This window comes from Nonomuraea sp. NPDC003707 (assembly GCF_053587055.1).
This window is the reverse complement of record NZ_JBSFNK010000062.1, coordinates 20,469-40,218: the sequence shown is the minus strand read 5'-3', so window position 1 is coordinate 40,218 and position 19,750 is coordinate 20,469. Positions and strand designations below refer to the sequence as shown.

Sequence of the window (19,750 nt, the reverse complement as noted above, 5' to 3'; positions counted from 1 at the left end):
CCCAAACCCCCTCCCCCCCCCCCCCTCTTTCCCTTTCTCCTGGTTTTTTTTTTTGTCTCCCCACCCCCCCCCCCCCCCCCCCCCCCCCCCCCCCCCCCACGGCTCGCGCCGCGGCGGGACACCCGCATCCAGGAGGCACGCATGTCGCACGTGGACGAGACGCTGGCCGCCTACGAGGGCATCGCGGCCCGCTACGACGAGCTGAACGCGCAGCTGGACACCTCCAGCCTGGTGGCCCGCTTCGTGGAGGCGGCCGATCGGTACGGGTCGGGCGGACGGCGGCTCCTGGACGCCGGCTGCGGAACCGGCCGCAGCAGCGTGGCCTTCCGCGAGCGCGGGTTCGAGGTGACCGGCTACGACCTGTCCCCCGCGATGGTCGCGACGGCCCGCCGCCGGCCCGGGGCCGAGGAGATCCGGTTCCTGGTGGGACGGCTGCAGGAGCCCCCGCCCGGACTGACCGGCTTCGACGTGGTCGCCTGCGTGGACGTGCCGATGACGTACCTGACCGGCGCAGAGCAGCTGCGACAGGCGCTGACGGCCGCGCGCGACCAGCTCACCGAGGACGGGGTGCTGGTCTTCGACCTGAACACCATCGGCTACTACCGCCGCATGTTCAGCGTCCCCACGGTCGCCGACCGGGGCGACCGGTACGTGGCCTGGTTCGCGGAGTCCCCGCGGATCGAGGCCGACGCGGTCGTGATCACGCAGTTCGACCTGTTCGAACGGAACGGGGCGGGCTGGGAGCGGCTGTCGATGCGCCACGTGCAACGGCACCATTCCGAGCGGACGGTGCGCGAGGTGGCCGAGCAGGCCGGACTGCACGTCGTGGCCACCCACGGGCTGGTGGGGACGTCCGCACGGGACCCGGCCGACGAGGACAACCACGACCGGCTCCTGTACGTCGCCCGCCGGTCCGACCCGCCCGGCTGACGGGCTCGCAAGGACGACGACCCCGCGGCGACCGCGACCCAGACGCCCGCGCCGGGTATCAAGCCTTGATCGCCGTGCCCTGGGCTGAGACAAGGCGCCAGGCGCCGTGGGCGTCGGCGGCGTAAACATGGGTGTAGCGGCTTCCGGCGCTGAACGTGGTGCCGTCGGGATTGGTGAAGTTCATGCCGGTACGCCCGACGACGATGCCTACTGTGCCGACGACCCGGACGATCGCCTCGTCCGGGAACGAGTGGATCCGCGGGAACCGCAGGGAGCCGGAGGCCACCAGGTCGAGCAGGATCCTTTTGTCGGCGACAGCCCCGTCCTCGACCCCGACCAGGACGAAGTCGTCGGCCAGTAGCTCCTCCAGAACGGCGAGATCGCTCGCCACCAGGGCATCGAAGAAGCTCTGGTCGTGCTTGAGGAGGGTGACCCGATCGAAGCTGCTCATGTCGCGACGATAAACGCTGACGCTGGCGACAAGGTCAAGCCGGCCACAGGGGCGCGTTGATCCGGGGTGCTCCGGTCCAGCGCCAGGCGCCGTGCGGGGCTCGGAGCGGATCGACCCCCATCAGCGATCGCCGCCACCGCTCATCCAGACATTGAGAGACCGTCCCGAACTTCGCCGGCCGGGCCGGCCTCGGCGAGCGTGGACGATGAGGCTGGAGGTCCGTGCTACTCCAGGTCTTCGACACGGTCCGCGAGGCGTTCGTGGCGTTGCCTGGCGGCCTGCGCGGTGCCGAGCCCGAGCCCGAACGCGATCTCCTGCCAGGTCATGCCGCGCCCCCGCGCCATCTCCAGCAGGCTGACCTCCAGCGCGTCCAACTCCCCGCGCACCAGCGGGAGGAGGCTCAACGCCGCAGTGATGTCGGCGTGGTCGACCTCCGGCTCGCCGTCATCGAGCCGTGCGGCTCCGCTGAGCAGGAACGTCACGAGCCTGACGGCTTCGTGCGGGCCGATGGCCGACGCATGGATCTGCCGGCCGCGCTGCTCATCGGTGACCGCGTGCCGCTCGGCGATCCGGAACAGGGACGCGTACACGCGTTGCGCGCGCGCCTGCTCCGGATGCGGAGGAGTGAAGGGGTCAAGGTGCTGATCGGCATCTGTGGGCATGTGCTCACGATGCCGCAACACTCAAACCGATGTCAACTTACTGTTTTAAACAGAGCGTTTAAGATCGCGATAGTAGGCCGCTGCCGTAACGATCAAGCGTGTGACCGCGGCGACCATGGTGGTACCGATGTCGCCTTTCAGGAGCGTCGCTGTCTCGGGAAACTGAGGACAGCAGGGAGCGCGCCAGACGAGCGGCGCGCGCGGGCCGTCAGAGCCGGGAGAGGCTCAGAGCGCCGCCAGGATGTGGGCGATCCTCTCCGGCGTCAGCGGCCGGTCGAGCATCGCGTGCAACCGGGCCCGGGCCCTGCCGCGACTCTCCTCCGACTCCTCAGGTGACAGGGCACGCCTGGCGTAGAACTCCAGCAAATGCCCCTGCACCACGATCGCCATCGAGAAGTCGGCCGGCTCGGCCACCACCGCAGGCCCGCCCGCGCCCCGATAGGCGCGGTAGGCCGCGACCGCGTCCTCCAGGGGCAGATCGACGAGGATCCCCGCCAGCTCCCACGCTGGGCGCGCCGGCCCGCAGTTCTCCCAGTCCAGCACGATCACGCCGCCGTCGGCTGCCCGGCACACGTTCTCCACGTTGACGTCGCGGTGGCAGGTGGTGATGAAAGCGCCGGGCGGGGCGACCAGGGAGTCCAGCGCGACGAGATCGGCAAGCGCCCGCTCCAGCATCGGCGCCCACTCACCCCCGGCCGCCGCCAGCTCCTCCCATGCGTCCCGGCCGACCGGCTCGGAGAACCACGGGGCCACCGCCCCCGTCGCCGGGTGCCCCACCCCATGGAGCCCGGCCGTCACCACGCCGAGCTCGGCCGCCGTGACCACCTCGCCCGGCACCAGATCCACCCATTCATAGACCCGCCACCTCCCGTCGAGCAGTACGTCGCCCTCAACCGTCGTGAGGTGCCGCGGCAGGCACACCCCTGCCTTCCCGGCGGCCAGCTGGAACGCGGCGTCCTGCCGGGCGGCGCTCTCCTCGGCGGGCACGAGCAACTCCTTCACGGCCCACGAACCGCGCCCCGTGTCCAGCCGCCAGATCCGGCCCAACTCGCCGCGCGCCGCGTACACGGCCGGCCCGACCGGCTCCCCCAGCCCGTACGCCCGCGCCACTGCCCGCATCGCCTCGTCGTCCACGATCCCTCCCCACGGCACCCGGGCCATGCTGTACTCCCTCGCGGCCCTCGGCAACCCGGCAGGCGCCGCACAGCGAGACGGTCCCGGACCGGTCGTCGTGCGGACCGATGTCCGGCAGTCCAAGCCAAGCGCCCCAGCCCTCCGGCCCGCCCATGCGCCCGACCCGCCCTCCCCGGCCGCGCATCGGCAGGCGGTTGGTAACACGGATCGAGCGGGAGCCGCCTGTGGGCGGCCGGTGTCCTTGGCCGACTCTCGGCGTGACGTACCCGAGAGCGTGACGTACCTGAGCGAAGGTCGGCGGCATCAACGTCTTGAACACGTCCCCCGACGCTCGGAGGCCCCGGCCGCGAGCGCCACGCTGTGCGGGAAGTCCTCGTGGAGAGGCCGCGAAAGCCCTCAACGTGGTCAGCGGATCGGACATCCTGCCGGATGTGGCGGCCCGGGCGAGGTGCTGGGTGCCAAGGCTGCCTCGGCGCAGGCCGTCAAGGACCTGACGGGCCGCTCGTTGCCCGGCTGGGACCAGGACGTCTCGGCCGTTCCATCCACTGCGCTGGAGGAGGCTGACGGCGTGGCAGTCGGCGTGGTGGACGGGCATCCACGCCGACGACGGGGATCGGCTCGCCCCCATCAACGACTCCGAGCCCGCCGTGTCAGCACCACCCCGAGCGCTGGCTAAGCTGCGGCGCATGGCACGAATTCTCCTCTTGCACTCGATGTACGGCCTGCGGCCCGCCGTCCACCAGGCCGCTGACCGGTTGCGGACGGCCGGCCACGAGGTGCACGTCCCCGATCTGTACGACGGCCGGGTCGTCGACACGCCCGAGGAGGGGACCGCGATCAAGGAGGAGATCGGCCGCGATGAGCTGCTGAAGCGGGCCGTGACGGCGGCGGCCCCGCTGTCCACGGACGGCCTGGTGTACGCGGGCTTCTCGCTCGGCGCGGCGATCGCCCAGAACCTCGCCCTGGGTGACGAGCAGTCTCGAGGGCTGCTGCTGATGCACGGCACCTCCGACATGGCCGACGACCTCTCGGCCGACGACCTGCCGGTCCAGCTTCACGTGGCCGATCCCGACACCTACGAACCCGCCGACTGGTTGAACGCCTGGTACATCCGGATGCGCCGGGCGCGGACCGACGTGGAGGTCTTCCGCTATCCGGGCGTCGGCCACCTGTTCACCGACCCCGACCTGCCCGACTACCACGCGCAGGCCGCCGAGCGCGCCTGGGCCGTCGCGCTGGACTTCGTCGCCGACCTGTGACCGGCGGCCCCGAGGGATCTACCCGCCAGCTCGGGGGTGGGTGAGGAGCGCCAGGACGCGCCGGTTGCCGTCTTCGGGTGGGAGGGCGAGCTGGGCGGAGCGCTCAGCCCTCCTGTCGCGCAACTACTCCCGGCGGCGTAGTCCGGTCGGTCGTTGATCCCGGTGCGGTAGTGGCAGATGACTCCGCCTGCAGGACGCCGCCGAACGGCAGCAGGACGAGAATTTCCGGTCATGAGAGCCCCAGTCCGCGCATCGACGCAATGATGAGCACCACTGGCCTTGCCGAGGCGAGGGAGCGGTCCGCGCCACCACCGGAGGACGCCGGTCCCGCGGCGGGACCGAGCATGGCAAGGCTGCTGCGCCCTTACGGATGGAGTTTCGCCGCCGTTGTGATCCTGCAGGTCATCGGCGCCGTCGCGGGGCTGGCGCCGCTGCTGGCGGTCGTCGAACTGGGTCGTACGCTGTTGTCGCCCGGCCCGGCCGATCACGGTCATGTCTGGACCGTCGTCATCGCGGGTGCGGCCGGCCTGTTCGTACGGCTGCTGTTCACGGCCGCCTCGTCCGGGATCGGACACGTCCTCGACGGCCAGGTGCAGCTGTCGTTCCGCCGGCAGCTGGCAGCGCGGCTGGGACGCGTACCGATCGGCTGGTTCTCCCGGCGCCGGACCGGCGAGCTGGCGAAGGTGGTCGGGGAGGACGTGAGCGCCGTGCACCCGTTCATCGCCCACACCCCCGGCGAGCTGGTCGCCGCGTTCGTGGTGCCGCTGGTGTCGCTGATCTACCTGTTCACCGTCGACTGGCGGCTCACGCTGATCACGTTGATACCGGTGGTGCTGGCCGTGGCGCTGGTCCCCCTGATGATGATCCCGGCCCGGCTGCGCGAGCAGGAGGAGTTCGACGCGGCCATGGGACGGATCGCGAGTTCGGCCGTCGAGTTCGTGCAGGGCATCTCGGTGGTCAAGGCGTTCGGCGGATCCGAGCGCGCCCACCGCAGGTTCCGCACGGCCGCGGACGATTTCGCCGGCACCTTCTTCCGGTGGGTGCGCGCTGTCTCCGCGATCGCCGCGGGGATGCAGCTGGCGCTGTCGCCGCCGTTCGTGCTGCTGGTCGTGCTGATCGGCGGTGCGGCCCTGATCATGAACGGTGGCCTGACCCCGCCCGACCTGCTGCCCTTCCTGCTGCTCGGGCTGGGCCTGACCGCTCCCGTGGCGGCCCTCGGCCACGGCTTCGACGACATGCAGGCCGCCCGGCGGGCGGTCGGCCGGATCCGGGACGTGCTCGCGGTGCGGTCGCTGCCGGAGCCCGCGCGTCCGGTCGCGCCGCGGGGCCACCGGGTGGAGCTGCGTGGCGTCCGGTTCGGGTACGAAGCCGATCACGAGGTGCTGCGCGGGATCAACCTGGTACTCGAACCGGGGACGGTCACCGCGGTCGTCGGGCCGTCGGGGAGCGGGAAGTCCACGCTGGTTCAGCTGTTGCCGCGCTTCTTCGACCCGACCCACGGCTCGGTCGTCCTGGGCGGTGCCGATCTGCGCGAGCTCGGCAGCCAGGACCTGTATCGGCTGGTCTCCTTCGTCTTCCAGGACGTCCGCCTGCTACGCGCGTCGGTCGCGGAGAACATCGCGCTGGCGGTGCCGCACGCCGGCCACGATGACGTGGTTCGCGCCGCGCGGCTGGCGAATGTCCACGAGCGCATCCTCGAGCTGCCGCGCGGGTACGAGACGGTGCTCCATGAAGAGACCGGGCTGTCGGGCGGCGAGGCACAGCGGATCTCGATCGCACGCGCGCTGCTCGCCGCCACGCCCGTCCTGGTGCTCGACGAGGCGACCGCCTTCGCCGACCCGCACACCGAGCAGGCCGTACGCCGAACCCTGGCCACGCCGTCGGGCGATCGCACGGTGCTGGTCATCGCCCATCGCCTGGAGACGATCGCCGCCGCCGACACCGTCGTGATGCTGGAGAACGGGTCGATCGTCGAACGCGGCACGCCCGCCGAGCTGCTGGCGCGGAACGGAAAGTTCGCCGCGCTCTGGAGATCCCACCGGTCGGCGGTCGCAGACGGGATCGAAACCGTACCGCAGGGAGATGAGCCCCGATGATCCGAATGCTGCTGCGCGTGCTCGGAGACGAGTACGCCCGGCCGGTGCGTCGCACCGTGGCCCTGATGACGACGACCGCGGTGGCCGAGGGGTTGTCCTACGCGCTGCTCGTTCCCGTGCTGCGGGCGCTGTTCGGGAGCGCGCCCGCGGACGCCGGGCCGTGGCTGGTCGCGTTCGGGGCCTCGGTCGCGGTCTACGCCGTGCTGCGCTATCGCAGTGATCTGTCCGGTTTCCGCGTCGGGACGGTGCTGTTGCGCGGCATGTACCACCGGCTCGGCGATCATCTGGCCCGCCTGCCGCTGGGCTGGTACGGCGCCGGCCGGGTCGGTGAGGTGTCCGTGCTGGCCAGCCGCGGCGTCCTGCAGGCGATGAGCGTGATCGCGCATCTGCTGGCGCCGTTCGTCTCCGCCTGCGTGACCCCGCTGACGATCGTCGCGGTGACGCTCGCCTTCAACCCGCCCTTGGGCCTGGCCGCGCTGGTCGCCGTCCCGGTCGTGGCGGCGGTCCAGATCTGGACGGGACGCTCGATGGCCGCCGCCGACGCGGACCGCCACGAACGCGACCACGAGGCCACCGGGCGGGTCATCGAATATCTCCAGGCCCAGCCGGTGCTGCGGGCCGGCGGCCGGACCGTCGAACGCTTCGAGCTGCTCGACGGCTCGCTGCGGGAAGTCCGGCGCGCCTCCCGCCGTACCGTGCTGTCGGCGCTGCCCGGCACCTTGGGACTGGCACTCACCGTGCAGGCGATCTTCACGGCGCTGCTGGTCCTGGGCGCCTACCTGGCGCTCGGCGGGGGCATCGGCGCGGCGGAGGTGCTGACCATCCTGGTGCTCGCCGCCCGCTGCGCCGATCCGCTGCTGTCGCTGGCCGACCTCGGCGGCCGGCTCCGCGGCGCGCGTTCCGAGCTGGCGAGGCTCGACACGCTGCTGCGCACCGAGCCGCTGCCGGAACCCCGCGAACCGGTCCAGCCGGCGGGCCATGCCCTGGAGTTCGACTCCGTCGTGTTCAGGCACGGGGGCCGTACGGTGCTGGACGATGTGTCGTTGTCCGTGCCGGAGGGGCAGCGGCTCGCCGTCGTCGGACCGTCCGGGGCGGGCAAGAGCACGTTGCTGCAGTTGGCGGCGCGGTTCTACGACGTGGACGCGGGTGCGGTGCGCGTGGGAGGCGTGGACGTACGTGCCGTCAGCACCGAGGCGTTGATGGCGCGGATCGCCATCGTCTTCCAGGAGGTCTATCTCTTCGACGGCACGATCGAGGAGAACGTACGTCTCGGCCGTCCCGACGCCGGCGAAGCCGAAGTGCGGGCGGCGGCGGCCGCGGCGCGGCTGGACGAGGTGATCGAGCGGCTGCCCGGCGGCTGGGCGACGAATGTCGGCGAGGGCGGCGCGCTGCTGTCCGGCGGCGAACGCCAGCGTGTCTCGATCGCGCGGGCGCTGCTGAAGAACGCGCCCATCGTGCTGCTGGACGAGGTCACCTCCGCGCTTGACCCGGTGAACGAGGCGGCCGTCCACGAAGGCATCGAGCGCCTGATGGCGGGCCGGACGGTCGTGATGGTGGCGCATCGGCTGCGGACCGTCCGGCGCGCCGACCGCATCGTCTTTCTGGACGGCGGCCGGATCGTGGAAGAAGGCGGCCACGACGAACTGCTGCGCCGCGGCGGCCGCTACGCCGATTTCTGGAACACCGAATATGCCCTCACGTCATTTTGCTGAGTCATTATTCGGGAAGACTCTACAACACCGCTACAAATGCTCTACAAATTCACGGCCTAGCCTCTCACCTGCACGAATGCATCAATAAACTATCTCCAAGGCATGGCTTCGTAGGCGATTTCAGCACCGTTCAAGAAAATTGTCCAGCTCTTGTCGAGCGGATTGTCAGCCCTTACTCTCCAGGTGATCAAATCACTTTCTCCTTTCACCTGGAGGCACCCCTTGCGCCGATTAGCGCTCCCCGTCGCCGTCTCGGCGATGCTCCTCCCCTTCCTCGCCCCGGAGGTCTCCGCCACCGCGCTCGCCGACCCGCCACCGGCGAACGTCCAGGAGGTCGGTCCCGGCCAGTACTCCTCCGACACCAAGACCTTCAAGCTCACCGAGCTGGACGTGTCCGCGGGCGCGATCAGCCGCAAGCACGGCGTGGCCCTGACCGCCGGTGATCTGGCCCGGCCGCAGTCCGCCCCGGCCACCAGGCCCGAGCTGGGCGTCTTCGGGCCGGGCTGGCAGGCCGAGTTCGCCGGCGGAGAGATCAACCGGAAACTCGAGAACCAGAACGGCACCATCGTCGTCACGGAACTCGACGAAGGCACGTCGACCAGCTTCACCCTGAAGAGCAGCGTCTCCTTCCCCGACGGCGGCGGCATCCAGACGTACGAGGCCGCCGACGGATCCAAGATCACCGAAACCACCAAGTGGGACGCGGTCATCGGGGCGATGCGCACCACGACGACCGAGACGTTCGTGACGGATCTGGGTCCCCTGGACCCGGGCAAGGAGCCCTTGACCAACGCCGACGGCACCCCCATCAGCAACGCCGACCTCCAGCTCACCTACACCTGGGCCCGGCCGGCCGGGGCGCCGGGCGCCGACCCCTGGCGGGTGACCAGCGTGGGCACCGTCGCCTTCGGCAAGTCCGCCATCACCTACGACGCCCAGGGCCGCGTCAGCAGCGTCAAGGAACCGACCCGTGGCGAGAGCCCCGCAAGCGTCACCACGTTCACCTACGCCACGGCCACCACGGCCACCGGCACCTCCAACGGCGACTACGCGGGCCGGCTCAAGGAGGTCAAGGTCGCGTACGGAACCGACGCGCCGCAGACCGAGGCGAGCTACGCCTACGACCTGAACGGCCTGCTGCGCACCGCGAGCGATCCCAGCCTCGGCGCCGTCCAGGGGACCTACGCCTACGACTCGGTGGGACGTCTGTCGTCGATCGAGTCCGTCAGCAACGGCGACTGGCAGCTCACCTTCCCTGAGGGCGCCGCGGCTCCCCAGGTGGTCGCCACCGGCACCGACATGCCGGCCAACGGCGGGCCGACCGAGGGCGCGGCCGGGCTCGACGACCCGAACGCCACCGAGCCGCCGGCCGGCGACTTCCTGCCGGACGGCGTGGACCCCCCGCAGTCCTACCCGAAGAAGTGCGACTCGGCCAAGACCTGGATGTGGTACACGAAGTCGGGCTGCTCGGCCTGGGCCTACCACGGCGGCAGCTGGAAGAAGCCCGACTGGAAGCGGACCGCCAGCGGCTTCAAGGTCAGGGGCATCGTTCATGACCACTGCACGAAGCCGGGAGCGGACCGCCCCGCCGGGTTCGACTTCCGGCCGGCCTGTGACTCCCACGACTACGGGTACGGTCTGATGACCAACCAGAGGATGAAGTACAAGTACTACCTCGACCGCACCGTCTTCCGGAAGCTCGACGTGGACACCCGGTTCTACATCACCCTGAAGGACAAGGTGTGCGGCGGCTACTTCTTCCTGGTGCGGGGCGCCTGCAGGAAGATCGCGGCCGTCTACTACGCGGCGGTCCTGGGCTTCGGCAGGCCCTGAGAACGGCGCCCGCTGAACCCCTTCTCGGGCCGGACCGCGGCATCGGCCGCCGTCCGGCCCGACCTCGGTCGCCGCGGCAAGCGCTCAGGCGAACCGCCAGCGGGTGGCTCCGTGCGGTTCGGCGGTGGCGACGCCGAACGCGACGCGCATCGAGAAGCGATAGAGGTGCCACGGCGCCGGGCCCGCGCTCGGCGCGCTGAACGGCGCCGTGATCGCGTCGCCCTCGGCGGTCGCGGGCCAGCCGAGCTCGGCGTACAGGGCGGCCACGCGCTCGACCATGGTGGCGTCGGTGACCCGGTGCGCGGTGCCCTCGAGGTTCAGGTCGATGCCGTCGAGCCTGACGGAGATCGTGCAGTTCGGATCGGCCTCCAGGTTGCGGGTCTTGCGGGCGCCCGGGCCGGTGGTGAAATGGAGGGCGCCGTCGTACCAGACGGCGCCGACCCCCGCGGCGTGCGGCCGGCCGTCGGGCCGTACGGTGCCGAGAAACCACGTGATGTCCGCCCCCGACGAACTGCTGAGCACGGCGTGGGCGCGGTCCCACGGCAGCACGTCGTGGTCGTAGCGGTCGAGATTGGTGACCTCGACGGGCAGCTGGTCGGTCATCGGAACCTCCGGACGGCGTGTGCGGCATGGCGGTCACACAGGTAGACCGGCCGACGGCACTGAACTCATCGCCGCGGGTCACATGGTCGTTCCGCCCGAGACGTCCAGGCGGTGTCCGGTCATGTAACGGCTGTCGTCGCCGGCCAGGAAGGCCACCGCGTCGGCGACGTCCTGCGGGGTTCCCAGCCGGCCCAGCGGCGACTGCGACGACAGCCAGGCCAGGGCCTCGCCGACCAGGCGTCCCTGGTGCATGTCGGTGTCGATGACGCCGGGCGCCACGGTGTTGACCGTGATGCCACGCGGCCCGAGCTGCTTGGCCAGCGCGGTGGTCAGCACGTCGAGCGCGGCCTTGGACATGGCGTAGCCGATCGCCCGCGGCATGGCCGCGCCTCGCGTCAGCATCGTGCCGATGGTGATGATCCGGCCGCCGTCCCGCAGACGCGGCAGGGCGAGCCGGGTGATGAAGAACGGCGCGGTCGTGTTGACCGCGAACAGCCGCTCGAAGCCGTCCCTGGTCACGCCGTCGATCTCACCCTGGTCGCCGAGGATGCCCGCGTTGTTGACCAGGATGTCCAGGCCGTCGGCGTGGGCGTCGAAGCCGGCCCACAGCGCTTCGGCGTCCCCCGGCACGCCCAGCTCGGCCCGTACGGCGAACGCCTGCCCGCCGGCCGCTTCGATGGCCACGACCGTCTCCTTGGCGGCCGCCTCGTTGCTGCCGTAGTGGACGGCGACCCGGGCACCCTCCCGGGCCAGCCGGGTGGCGACGGCCCGGCCGATCCCCCTGCTGGCACCGGTCACGAGCGCCGTCTTGCCGGTCAAGGTCGTCATTGCTGATCACGCCTCCATCATTTCGCGTACTTCGTACCCGAAATGGGACCCTAGCCATTCGAGTACTGTGTACGCAAGTTAGGGAGAGGCCAGGATGTCCGACGAGGAACTGATCAGCATCTGGATGCGGCCCGAGCGCCTGGAGCGTTCGGGGCCCGGGCGGCGGCCCGGCTACAGCCGCGAGCAGATCACCCGGGCGGCCGTCCGGATCGCCGACGCCGAGGGGGTGGAGGCCGCGACCATGCGCCGGATCGGGGGCGAGCTGGGCACCGGCGCCATGTCGCTCTATCGCTACGTACCGAAACGCGATGACCTGTTCGACCTCATGATCGACCTGGCGATGGGCGAGCTCGAACTCCCCGCCGAGCCGTCCGGCGACTGGCGAGGCGACCTCTCCCTGGTCGCCTGCGAGACCCGGGCCGCCGGCCTGCGCCATCCCTGGCTGACCCCGCTGCTCAGCGGACGCCCGACCCTGGGCCCGCAGTTGCTGCGGGTGCACGAGTTCGCCCTGGGCGCGCTCGACGGGCTCGGTCTCGACATCGACGAGATGACCGGCTTCGTCGGCATGGTGAACGACTACGTCCACAGCGCGATCCGCCGCGAGATCGGCTGGCTGGAGGAGGCCCGCCGCACCGGCCTGGACCCGGAGCGCTGGAAACGCGACTACATCGGGCCGTACGTGCGGCAGATCGTCGGGTCGGGCGCCTACCCCCTGTTCGGCCGATCCGTACAGGAATCCAGGACCGCGCACCTCTCCCCCGCCGAGCGCTTCCGGCACGGGCTGGATCGGGTGCTCAACGGGATCGGCGCGCAGCTGCCAGCAGGCCGCGCAGAACATAGGGCATGATCCCGCCGTGCCGGTAGTAGTCGGCCTCGCGAGGCGTGTCGAGCCGGAGGCGAGCCTGGAAGGTGACGCCGCCGGCGGTGACGGTCAGGGTGGGCGGGAGCCGCGGTCCGTCGAGCGCGGCCAGGCCGGTGACGCCGATGACCTCGCGGCCGGTGAGGCCGAGCTCGTCCGGGCCCTGGCCGGGCAGGAACTGCAGCGGCAGGACGCCCATGCCGACCAGGTTGGAGCGGTGGATGCGTTCGAACGACTTGGCGATGACGGCGCGCACGCCGAGCAGCGCGGGGCCCTTGGCGGCCCAGTCGCGGGAGGAGCCCGCGCCGTAACCCTCCCCGGCCAGCACCACGACCGGTACGGCGGCCTCCTGGTAGGCGCGGGCGGCCTCGTACACGGTGGTGATCGTGCCGCCGTCCAGGAAGTCGGCGGTGAGGCCGCCTTCGGTGCCGGGGGCGAGCTGGTTGCGCAGGCGGACGTTGGCGAAGGCGCCGCGCATCATGACCTCGTGGTTGCCGCGGCGGGAGGCGTAGGTGTTGAGCTGGTGGCGTGGCACGCCGAGGCCGGTGAGGTAGCGGCCTGCGGGGCTGGACGGGAGGATGGCCCCGGCCGGTGAGATGTGGTCGGTCGTGATGAAGTCGCCCAGCTTGACCAGGACGCGGGCGCCGGTGATGTCGGTGACGGGCGGCGGCTCGGGCGACATGCCGTCGAGGTAGGGGGCGCGGCGCACGTACGTGGAGGCGGGGTCCCAGGGGTAGGTGGCGGAGCTGGCGACGTCCAGGCGCTGCCAGCGTTCGTCGCCGTCGAGGACGTCGGCATAGGCGCGGGCGAACATCTCCGGCCTGATCACCCGCTCGATGACCGCGCGCACCTCCTCCGGGGCGGGCCACAGGTCGCGCAGGTAGACGGGACGCCCGCCGGGGTCGGTGCCGAGAGGCTCGGTGGTGAGGTCGAGGTCCATGGTGCCGGCGATGGCGTAGGCGACGACGAGCGGCGGCGAGGCGAGGTAGTTGGAGCGCACCTCGGGCTGGATGCGGCCCTCGAAGTTGCGGTTGCCCGACAGGACCGCGGCCACGTCGAGGTCGTGCTCGGCCACGGCCTTCGACACCTCCTCGACGAGCGGGCCGGAGGCGCCGATGCACGTCATGCAGCCGAACCCGGCCAGGGTGAAGCCGAGCCGTTCCAGGAAGGGGGTCAGGCCCGCTTCGCCGTAGTAGTCCATGACGACGCGCGAGCCGGGCGACAGGGTGGTCTTCACCCATGGCTTGGCGCTCAGCCCGCGCTCGGCGGCCTTCTTGGCGAGCAGCCCGGCGGCGACCATGACCGAAGGGTTGGAGGTGTTGGTGCAGGAGGTGATGGCGGCGATGGCGACGGTCCCGTGCGTGATCTCCCGCTCCGCCGCGACGGGCGGCCGCTCCTGCGCGCGGAAGGCGGCCTTCACCCCCTCCAGGGGAATGCGGTCCTGGGGGCGGCGCGGGCCGGCGACGGACGGGACGACGGTGGCCAGGTCGAGGTCCAGGTCGGCGGTGTACGCGGGCGGCGCGTCCGGCTCGTGCCACAGCCCCTGCGCCCTGGCGTACGCCTCGACCAGGTCGGCGTGGTCGCCGTCGCGGCCGGTGAAGCGCAGGTAGCGGATCGTCTCGGCGTCGACGGGGAACAGCGCGGCCGTGGAGCCGAACTCCGGGCTCATGTTGGAGATCGTCACCCGGTCGGTCACCGGCAGCGCCGTGACCCCCGGCCCGTGGAACTCGACGACCTTGCCGACCACCCCGTGGTCGCGCAGCAGTTCGGTGAGGGTCAGCACGAGGTCGGTCGCGGTGGCGGCGACCGGCAGCTCGCCGTGCAGGCGCACGCCCACCACGTCGGGCACGAGGATGGACACCGACTGGCCGAGCATGGCCGCCTCGGCCTCGATGCCGCCGATGCCCCAGCCGAGCGTGCCGAGCCCGTTGACCATGGTGGTGTGCGAGTCGGTGCCCAGGCACAGGTCCGGGTACGCCTCATCGCCGCGGGTCATGACCACCTGGGCCAGGTATTCGACGTTGATCTGGTGCATGATGCCCTTGCCCGGCGGCACCACCGTGAAGCCCCGCAGCGACGCCTGGCCCCAGCGCAGGAAGCGGTAGCGCTCGGCGTTGCGCTCGTACTCCCGGTCGGCGTTGCGGGCCAGCGCGTCGGGGCGGCCGAAGACGTCGGCGATGATGGAGTGGTCGATGACCAGCTCCGCGGGGATGGCCGGGTTGACCGAGGCGGGGTCGCCGCCGAGCGCCGCCATGGCGTCCCGCATGGAGGCCAGGTCGGCCAGCACGGGCACGCCGTTGGTGTCGTGCAGGAACACCCGGGCGGGATGCAGGTCCACCGCGGCGGTCCGGCCGGCGTGCGGCCGCCACCCGGTCAGGGCACGCACCTGCTCGGCGGGCGCGGCGTGCCGGAGCACGTTCTCCAGCATGATGCGCAGGCTGTACGGCAGGCGCGCGGGTGCGTCGACGGTGTGGATGCGGTAACGGCGAGATCCCACCGTGAGGAAGTCGGTCACGTGGCCTGCCCTTGGAGCGAGACGGGATGGCAGAAGGTGTTGCGGTGCTCGGTCACGCACGCCTCGGCCACCTGGCGCCAGGCGGCGTAGTGCGGCGCGGCGCGGTGTTCGGTGAAGAAGGCGGCCTCGTCCCGGTAGATCTCGTACAGGACGAACCGGTGCGGGTCGTCGTCGCTGCGCACCACGTCGAAGCGGAGGCAGCCGGGCTCGTCGCGGGTGGCGCGGGCGTTGGCCCGGATGCCGTCGAGGAAGGTCTCCAGGCGGTCGGGCCGCACCTGGAGCTGGACGATCACGACGAACATGCGCTCATCCAGGCGGGTTGCGGGACGGCACACGCCTCGGCGAGCCGGCGCAGGCCCTGCAGGGTCTTTCCGGGCAGGCGCACTCCGGCCTGGGCGGATTCGGCGGCGTTGCGGGCCTCGATCTCGCCGGGATAGAAGATCTCGTCGAAGCCGGGCGCGAGCGGCACGGCCTTGGTGCGGTCGATGAGGTCGTCGAGGCGGCGGGCGTAGTCGGCGGGGTCGGCCACGGCGTCGAGGCGCAGCGCGAGCAGCAGGTGGCCGCAGCCGCTGCGGCGGTCGGGCACGTAGGGGCCGGCCACGTCGGTGGCGTACGAGCTGCCGGTCAGCACGCCCGACAGCACGTCCATCATGAACGAGATGCCGTACCCCTTGTGCCCGGCCATGGGCAGGATGAGCCCGTCGACGGCCAGGGCCGGGTCGGTGGTGGGGACGCCGTCCGCCGTCTGGGCCCAGCCCTCGGGGATGGCGTGCCCGCGCTCCAGAGCGGCGTAGATCTTGCCCCGGGCGACTACGGTGTTGGCGATGTCGAGCACGACCGGGCCGCGCCGGCCGCCGGGCACCGCGATGGACCACGGGTTGGCGCCCACGCTCTTCTCCCGGCCGCCCCACGGGGCCATGGCGGGGCTGCCGTTGGTGGTCAGCAGGGCGACGCAGCCCTCGGCGGCGATCATGCGGGTGAAGTACGCGGCGGTGCCGAAGTGGTTGCTGTCGCGCACCGCGACGACGCCCACGCCGTGCTCGCCGGCGCGGCGTACGGCGTCGCGGGCCGCGTACGCGGTGACGACCTGGCCGATGCCGTCGCGGCCGTCGAGGACGGCGACGGCGCCGCCGTCGAGCACGGTGGCCACGTCGGTCACCGCGCGCATGGCCCCGGAGCGCAGGCGGTCGGCGTACCACTCCAGGCGCAGCATGCCGTGCGAGGGGTGGCCCCACGCGTCGGCCGTGACCAGGCTGTCGGCCACCAGCCGCGCGTCGGGTTCGGGGACGCCGAGCGAGGTCAGGACCTCGATCCCGAAGGAGATCAGCTCGGAGGCAGGGATCACGACAGGCTCCTGACCTGGTCGGGGGTGAGCGGCCGGACGGGGCGGTCGCGCAGCAGCAGCCACAGCCGCGCCGTCTCCTCCAGCTCCTCGACGACGTCCGCGGCGGCGGCGAGGTCGGCGCCGGCGGCGATGGGCCCGTGGTTGGCCAGCAGCAGCGCGTGCGCGGTGCGGGCGGCCCGTTCGGCGATCGGCCCCAGCGCCGGGTCGCCGGGCGCGTGGTACGGCAGCAGGGGCAGCCGCCCGACGCGCATCACGTAGTAGGCGGTCAGCGGCGGCAGCACGTCGTCCGGGTCGAGGCCGTCGTGGCAGGACACGGCGACGGAGTAGGTGCTGTGCAGGTGGACGACCGCGCCGGCGTCCGGGCGGGCGCGGTAGAAGGCGGCGTGCAGGAAGGCCTCCTTCGACGGGCGCGGCCCGTCCAGGTGCTCGCCCGCCAGGCTGACCAGCGACAGCTGATCGGGCGAGACGTCGCCGAGGGAGCCGCCGGTAGGGGTGATGAGGAAGGCGTCGCCGGTGCGGGCGCTGAGGTTGCCGGTACGGCCGTGCGTCAGCCGCCGGCGGAACAGGGACGCGCCCAGCTCAGCGATTTGTGAGGAAATATCGGTCATGGTGCTTCCAGGGCTGTGATGAGCAGGTCGGGACGGCCGAAGTTGCCGGACTTGAGCAGCAGGGCCAGGCTCGGGTGGCCGGTGGTGAGCAGCCAGGGGACTCCCCGGTCGGCTTCGGCGCCCACGACCGCGCCGGTCACGCCGAGCGCGTTGACCACGGCGCCGGAGGTCTCGCCGCCGGCGACGACGATGCGCCGGACGCCGAGCCGGGCGGCACGGGCGGCGACGGCCGCCAGCGCCCTCTCCAGCAGTCCGGCCGCGCCTGGCGAGCGCTCCTCGGGGGGAGCCGACGAGTAGACCATGGCGCGGCCCTCTGCCTCGAGGCTGGCCTCCAGCCAGCCGATGGCCTCCTCGACGAGCCCGTCCTGCTCGGCGCGCAGCCGGTACGAGGGCATGTGTCGGCGAGCCAGGGCCACCTGCTCCAGCGTGGCGGCCGAGCAACTGCCCGCGAGCACCACCCCTGGTCCCGTGGGAAGGGCAGGTGCGGCCGGTTCGTGCCGGGCGGTCTCCAAAGCTCCGGCCAGCCCCGCCGCGCCCGTGATGACGGGCAGGTGCGCGCTGGCGCGGGCGATGACGTCGAGGTCGCGGTCGTCGAGGGCGTCGGTGACCGCGTACCGGACGTCCTGGGCCTGCAGCGCGTCGAGCGCCGCGCGCACCGCGTCGGCGCCGCGCCGGACGGTCTCGTGCGCGACCAGCGCGACGCGGTGCGGGGTCTGCCGTCCCAGGACGCGGACCAGGTCGGGGTCGGTCATCGGCGTCAGCGGGTGGTGGCGCATCGACGACTCCGACAACAGCCGGTCGCCGACGAACAGGTGCCCCTGGTAGACGGTGCGGCCGTGCTCGGGAGCGGCCGGGCACACCACGGTCAGGCGGGCCCCGCCCGCCTCGGTCAGCGCGTCGGCGACCGGGCCGATGTTGCCCTGGTCGGTGGAGTCGAAGGTGGAGCAGTACTTGACGTACAGGCGCCGGACCCCGCGCTCGTGAAGCCATCGCTGAACGGCGAGCGACGCGGCGACCGCCTCCCCGGCCGGGATCGAGCGGGTCTTGAGCGCGACGACGACGGCGTCGCAGTCCGGGAGCACCGTCGCGGGCCCGGGGATGCCGAAGATCAGCACCGTACGCAGGCCCGACCGGCGCAACGCGGCGGCGACGTCGGTGCCTCCGGTGTAGTCGTCGGCCACGCAGCCCAGCAGCACGCTCATGCCAGCGCCTCGCGCAACGCCTGGGCCGCCGCCAGCGGCGGGCTCAGCACCGGCAGGCCGAGCCGGTCGGCCAGCTCGGCGTGCACCGGGCTGATCGAGTACTGCCCGAGCAGGACCAGCTCGACGCCGTCAAGGTGCGGCGCGGCGGCCCGCGCGAGCGCGCCGGTCAGGTCCGGCCAGTCGCGGGCGGCGGCCGCGGGCGCGGCTCCCGGCGCCGCGATCGCGCGCACCTCGACGCCGTCCGCCACCTCCTTGAGCCGCCGCGCCGAGTCCGCCGCCGCGGAGTCGAGCGAGCCGAGCACGAGCACGGTGCCGGGCCGCCGCCGGGCGACGTCGGCGAACACGGCCTCGTCCGAGCCCGTCACCGGCACCTCGTGCAGCCGCCGGGCGAGCTCGGCGGCCGGGCCGTACATCGAGCAGGACAGCAGCACCGCGTCGGCGCCGCAGCGGACCGCGTAGTCGATGAGCACGAGCATGCGACGCGTCAGCGCGGGTGTCATGCCGCCGGCCGCGTCGGCCTCGGTGACGAGCCGGTCGTCCAGGAGGTGCCAGGCCCTGGCCTCGGGAAACCCTTCGCCGAGCCCGTCGGCGGCGGGCCGGATGGAGGCCGGGGTGGCGTTGACGACCGCGATCGTCGGGTTCATCGCTTCACACCGGCGGCGACGGCCTCGGCGAACGCTCGGGTGCCCGCCGTGCCACCCATGTCACGGGTACGGGTGCCGCCCCGGACGGTGTCGGCGACCGCCGTCTCGATCAGGGCGGCGGCCCGGACCAGGGCGGGGTCCTGGTGGCGGGCGCCGAGCCAGTCGAGCAGCATGGCGCTGGACAGGATCATCGCGATGGGGTTGGCGACGTCCTGGCCGGCGATGTCGGGGGCGGAGCCGTGCGCGGCCTGCGCCATGGCGCGCTCGTGGGAGGCGTTGATGGACGGGGCGATGCCGAGCGATCCGGCGATCTCGCCGGCCAGGTCGGACAGGATGTCGCCGAACATGTTCTCGGTGACGATCACGTCGAAGTCGTTCGCCCGCCGCACCAGGTGCACGGTCATCGCGTCGATGTGGAAGTCGTCCACGGCCACGTCCGGATAGCGCGCGGCGACCTCGCGGCAGACGTCGCGGAACATGCCGGTGGTCAACTTCAGCACGTTGGCCTTGTGCACGATCGTGAGCTTGCCGCGCCTGCGGGAGGCGAGCTCGAACGCCTCGACGGCGATCCGCTCGACGGCGGGCCGGGTGATGATGCCCATGGCGATGGCCACGTCGGGGCTGGGCATGAACTCGCCGCTGCCCTTGTAGGTGCTGCGGTCGGCGTAGAAGCCCTGGGTGTTCTCCCGGACGATGACCAGGTCGGTGCCGGGGACGACGGCGTCGGCGCCCTCGAAGGACTTGGCCGGGCGGATGTTGGCGAACAGGTCGAAGTGCTTGCGGATGGTGCCGCTGGGGTTGAGCTTGGAGCGGTGCGGCTCGGGGTAGGCGGCGCTGTCGTGCGGGCCGAGCAGCCAGGCGTCCATCTCGGCGAGGGCGGCGAGCGTCTCCTCCGGTACGGCGTCGCCGTGGCTGTCGATGGCGCAGGCGCCGAGCGGCAGCTCGGCCCACTCGACGGGGGCGGCGCCGGCGGCGGCGAGCGCGGCGTCCACGACCAGGACGGACGCGGGGACGATCTCGGGGCCGATGCCGTCGCCTTCGAGTACGCCAAGACGGTAGGAAGTCACGA

At 72.1% G+C, this 19,750-nt stretch carries 18 protein-coding genes; 6 read left to right on the top strand and 12 right to left on the bottom strand.

Translation table 11 applies throughout. The features are described from left to right. The first annotated feature begins 141 nt into the window (after positions 1-141). The gene (locus tag ACWDRB_RS63115) at positions 142-930 is read left to right on the top strand and encodes a class I SAM-dependent DNA methyltransferase (protein ID WP_449911655.1); all 789 of its coding nucleotides are present in this window, start codon (positions 142-144) and stop codon (positions 928-930) included. A 58-nt stretch (positions 931-988) separates the two neighbouring features. Here the strand turns inward: ACWDRB_RS63115 and ACWDRB_RS63110 are convergent, their stop codons facing one another. The 3 genes from ACWDRB_RS63110 to ACWDRB_RS63100 all read right to left on the bottom strand — a co-directional run bounded on the left by ACWDRB_RS63110 (position 989) and on the right by ACWDRB_RS63100 (position 3,204). After that, the gene (locus ACWDRB_RS63110; protein ID WP_449911653.1) at positions 989-1,381 is read right to left on the bottom strand and encodes a nuclear transport factor 2 family protein; all 393 of its coding nucleotides are present in this window, start codon (positions 1,379-1,381) and stop codon (positions 989-991) included. A 224-nt stretch (positions 1,382-1,605) separates the two neighbouring features. Further along, positions 1,606-2,043, bottom strand: coding sequence for a DNA-binding protein (locus ACWDRB_RS63105; RefSeq protein WP_449911651.1), 438 nt, complete (start codon positions 2,041-2,043; stop codon positions 1,606-1,608). Positions 2,044-2,268: 225 nt separating this feature from the next. Further along, positions 2,269-3,204, bottom strand: a complete 936-nt coding sequence (locus tag ACWDRB_RS63100) for an aminoglycoside phosphotransferase family protein (protein WP_449911649.1) — start codon at positions 3,202-3,204, stop codon at positions 2,269-2,271. Positions 3,205-3,863: 659 nt separating this feature from the next. Here ACWDRB_RS63100 and ACWDRB_RS63095 point away from each other — a divergent pair. The 4 genes from ACWDRB_RS63095 (at position 3,864) to ACWDRB_RS63080 (ending at position 10,077) form a co-directional block, all read left to right on the top strand. Then, complete coding sequence (locus ACWDRB_RS63095) at positions 3,864-4,436, top strand: dienelactone hydrolase family protein (protein WP_449911647.1); 573 nt, start codon at positions 3,864-3,866, stop codon at positions 4,434-4,436. Positions 4,437-4,780: 344 nt separating this feature from the next. After that, on the top strand, positions 4,781-6,532 hold the full coding sequence (locus tag ACWDRB_RS63090; RefSeq protein ID WP_449911645.1) for an ABC transporter ATP-binding protein: 1,752 nt from the start codon (positions 4,781-4,783) through the stop codon (positions 6,530-6,532). Beyond that, entirely contained in the window at positions 6,529-8,244 is a 1,716-nt protein-coding gene (locus ACWDRB_RS63085) for an ABC transporter ATP-binding protein (protein ID WP_449911643.1), read from the top strand. Before ACWDRB_RS63090 ends, ACWDRB_RS63085 begins: the two co-directional genes overlap by 4 nt. A gap of 222 nt (positions 8,245-8,466) precedes the next feature. After that, positions 8,467-10,077 carry a phospholipase A2 gene (locus ACWDRB_RS63080; protein WP_449911641.1) on the top strand — a complete coding sequence of 537 codons (1,611 nt, stop codon included), beginning with the start codon at positions 8,467-8,469 and terminating at the stop codon, positions 10,075-10,077. Between the two features lie 84 nt (positions 10,078-10,161). Here ACWDRB_RS63080 and ACWDRB_RS63075 read toward each other — a convergent pair whose 3' ends face one another. After that, complete coding sequence (locus tag ACWDRB_RS63075; RefSeq protein ID WP_364240634.1) at positions 10,162-10,680, bottom strand: pyridoxamine 5'-phosphate oxidase family protein; 519 nt, start codon at positions 10,678-10,680, stop codon at positions 10,162-10,164. Between the two features lie 78 nt (positions 10,681-10,758). Next, complete coding sequence (locus tag ACWDRB_RS63070) at positions 10,759-11,508, bottom strand: SDR family NAD(P)-dependent oxidoreductase (protein ID WP_355212380.1); 750 nt, start codon at positions 11,506-11,508, stop codon at positions 10,759-10,761. A gap of 94 nt (positions 11,509-11,602) precedes the next feature. Between ACWDRB_RS63070 and ACWDRB_RS63065 the strand changes: the two genes are divergently transcribed. Next, complete coding sequence (locus tag ACWDRB_RS63065) at positions 11,603-12,355, top strand: TetR/AcrR family transcriptional regulator (protein WP_449911639.1); 753 nt, start codon at positions 11,603-11,605, stop codon at positions 12,353-12,355. Here the strand turns inward: ACWDRB_RS63065 and acnA are convergent. The 7 genes from acnA to ACWDRB_RS63030 are packed head-to-tail and all read right to left on the bottom strand — an operon-like array spanning position 12,303 to position 19,748. Then, positions 12,303-14,882, bottom strand: coding sequence for an aconitate hydratase AcnA (acnA, locus tag ACWDRB_RS63060; RefSeq protein WP_449911637.1), 2,580 nt, complete (start codon positions 14,880-14,882; stop codon positions 12,303-12,305). The genes ACWDRB_RS63065 and acnA overlap by 53 nt on opposite strands. Next, positions 14,879-15,184, bottom strand: coding sequence for a putative quinol monooxygenase (locus tag ACWDRB_RS63055; RefSeq protein WP_350743286.1), 306 nt, complete (start codon positions 15,182-15,184; stop codon positions 14,879-14,881). Before ACWDRB_RS63055 ends, acnA begins: the two co-directional genes overlap by 4 nt. Beyond that, on the bottom strand, positions 15,172-16,227 hold the full coding sequence (locus ACWDRB_RS63050) for an Ldh family oxidoreductase (RefSeq protein WP_449911635.1): 1,056 nt from the start codon (positions 16,225-16,227) through the stop codon (positions 15,172-15,174). Before ACWDRB_RS63050 ends, ACWDRB_RS63055 begins: the two co-directional genes overlap by 13 nt. Next, positions 16,224-16,835, bottom strand: a complete 612-nt coding sequence (gene otnC, locus ACWDRB_RS63045) for a 3-oxo-tetronate 4-phosphate decarboxylase (RefSeq protein ID WP_350743290.1) — start codon at positions 16,833-16,835, stop codon at positions 16,224-16,226. Before otnC ends, ACWDRB_RS63050 begins: the two co-directional genes overlap by 4 nt. Further along, complete coding sequence (otnK, locus tag ACWDRB_RS63040; RefSeq protein WP_449911632.1) at positions 16,832-18,037, bottom strand: 3-oxo-tetronate kinase; 1,206 nt, start codon at positions 18,035-18,037, stop codon at positions 16,832-16,834. Before otnK ends, otnC begins: the two co-directional genes overlap by 4 nt. Continuing rightward, complete coding sequence (locus tag ACWDRB_RS63035; protein WP_449911630.1) at positions 18,034-18,681, bottom strand: aspartate/glutamate racemase family protein; 648 nt, start codon at positions 18,679-18,681, stop codon at positions 18,034-18,036. The genes otnK and ACWDRB_RS63035 overlap by 4 nt, the downstream gene beginning before the upstream one ends. Continuing rightward, positions 18,678-19,748: an isocitrate/isopropylmalate dehydrogenase family protein gene (locus ACWDRB_RS63030; protein ID WP_449911628.1), complete on the bottom strand. Its 1,071-nt coding sequence runs from the start codon at positions 19,746-19,748 to the stop codon at positions 18,678-18,680. Before ACWDRB_RS63030 ends, ACWDRB_RS63035 begins: the two co-directional genes overlap by 4 nt. Positions 19,749-19,750: the final 2 nt, after the last annotated feature.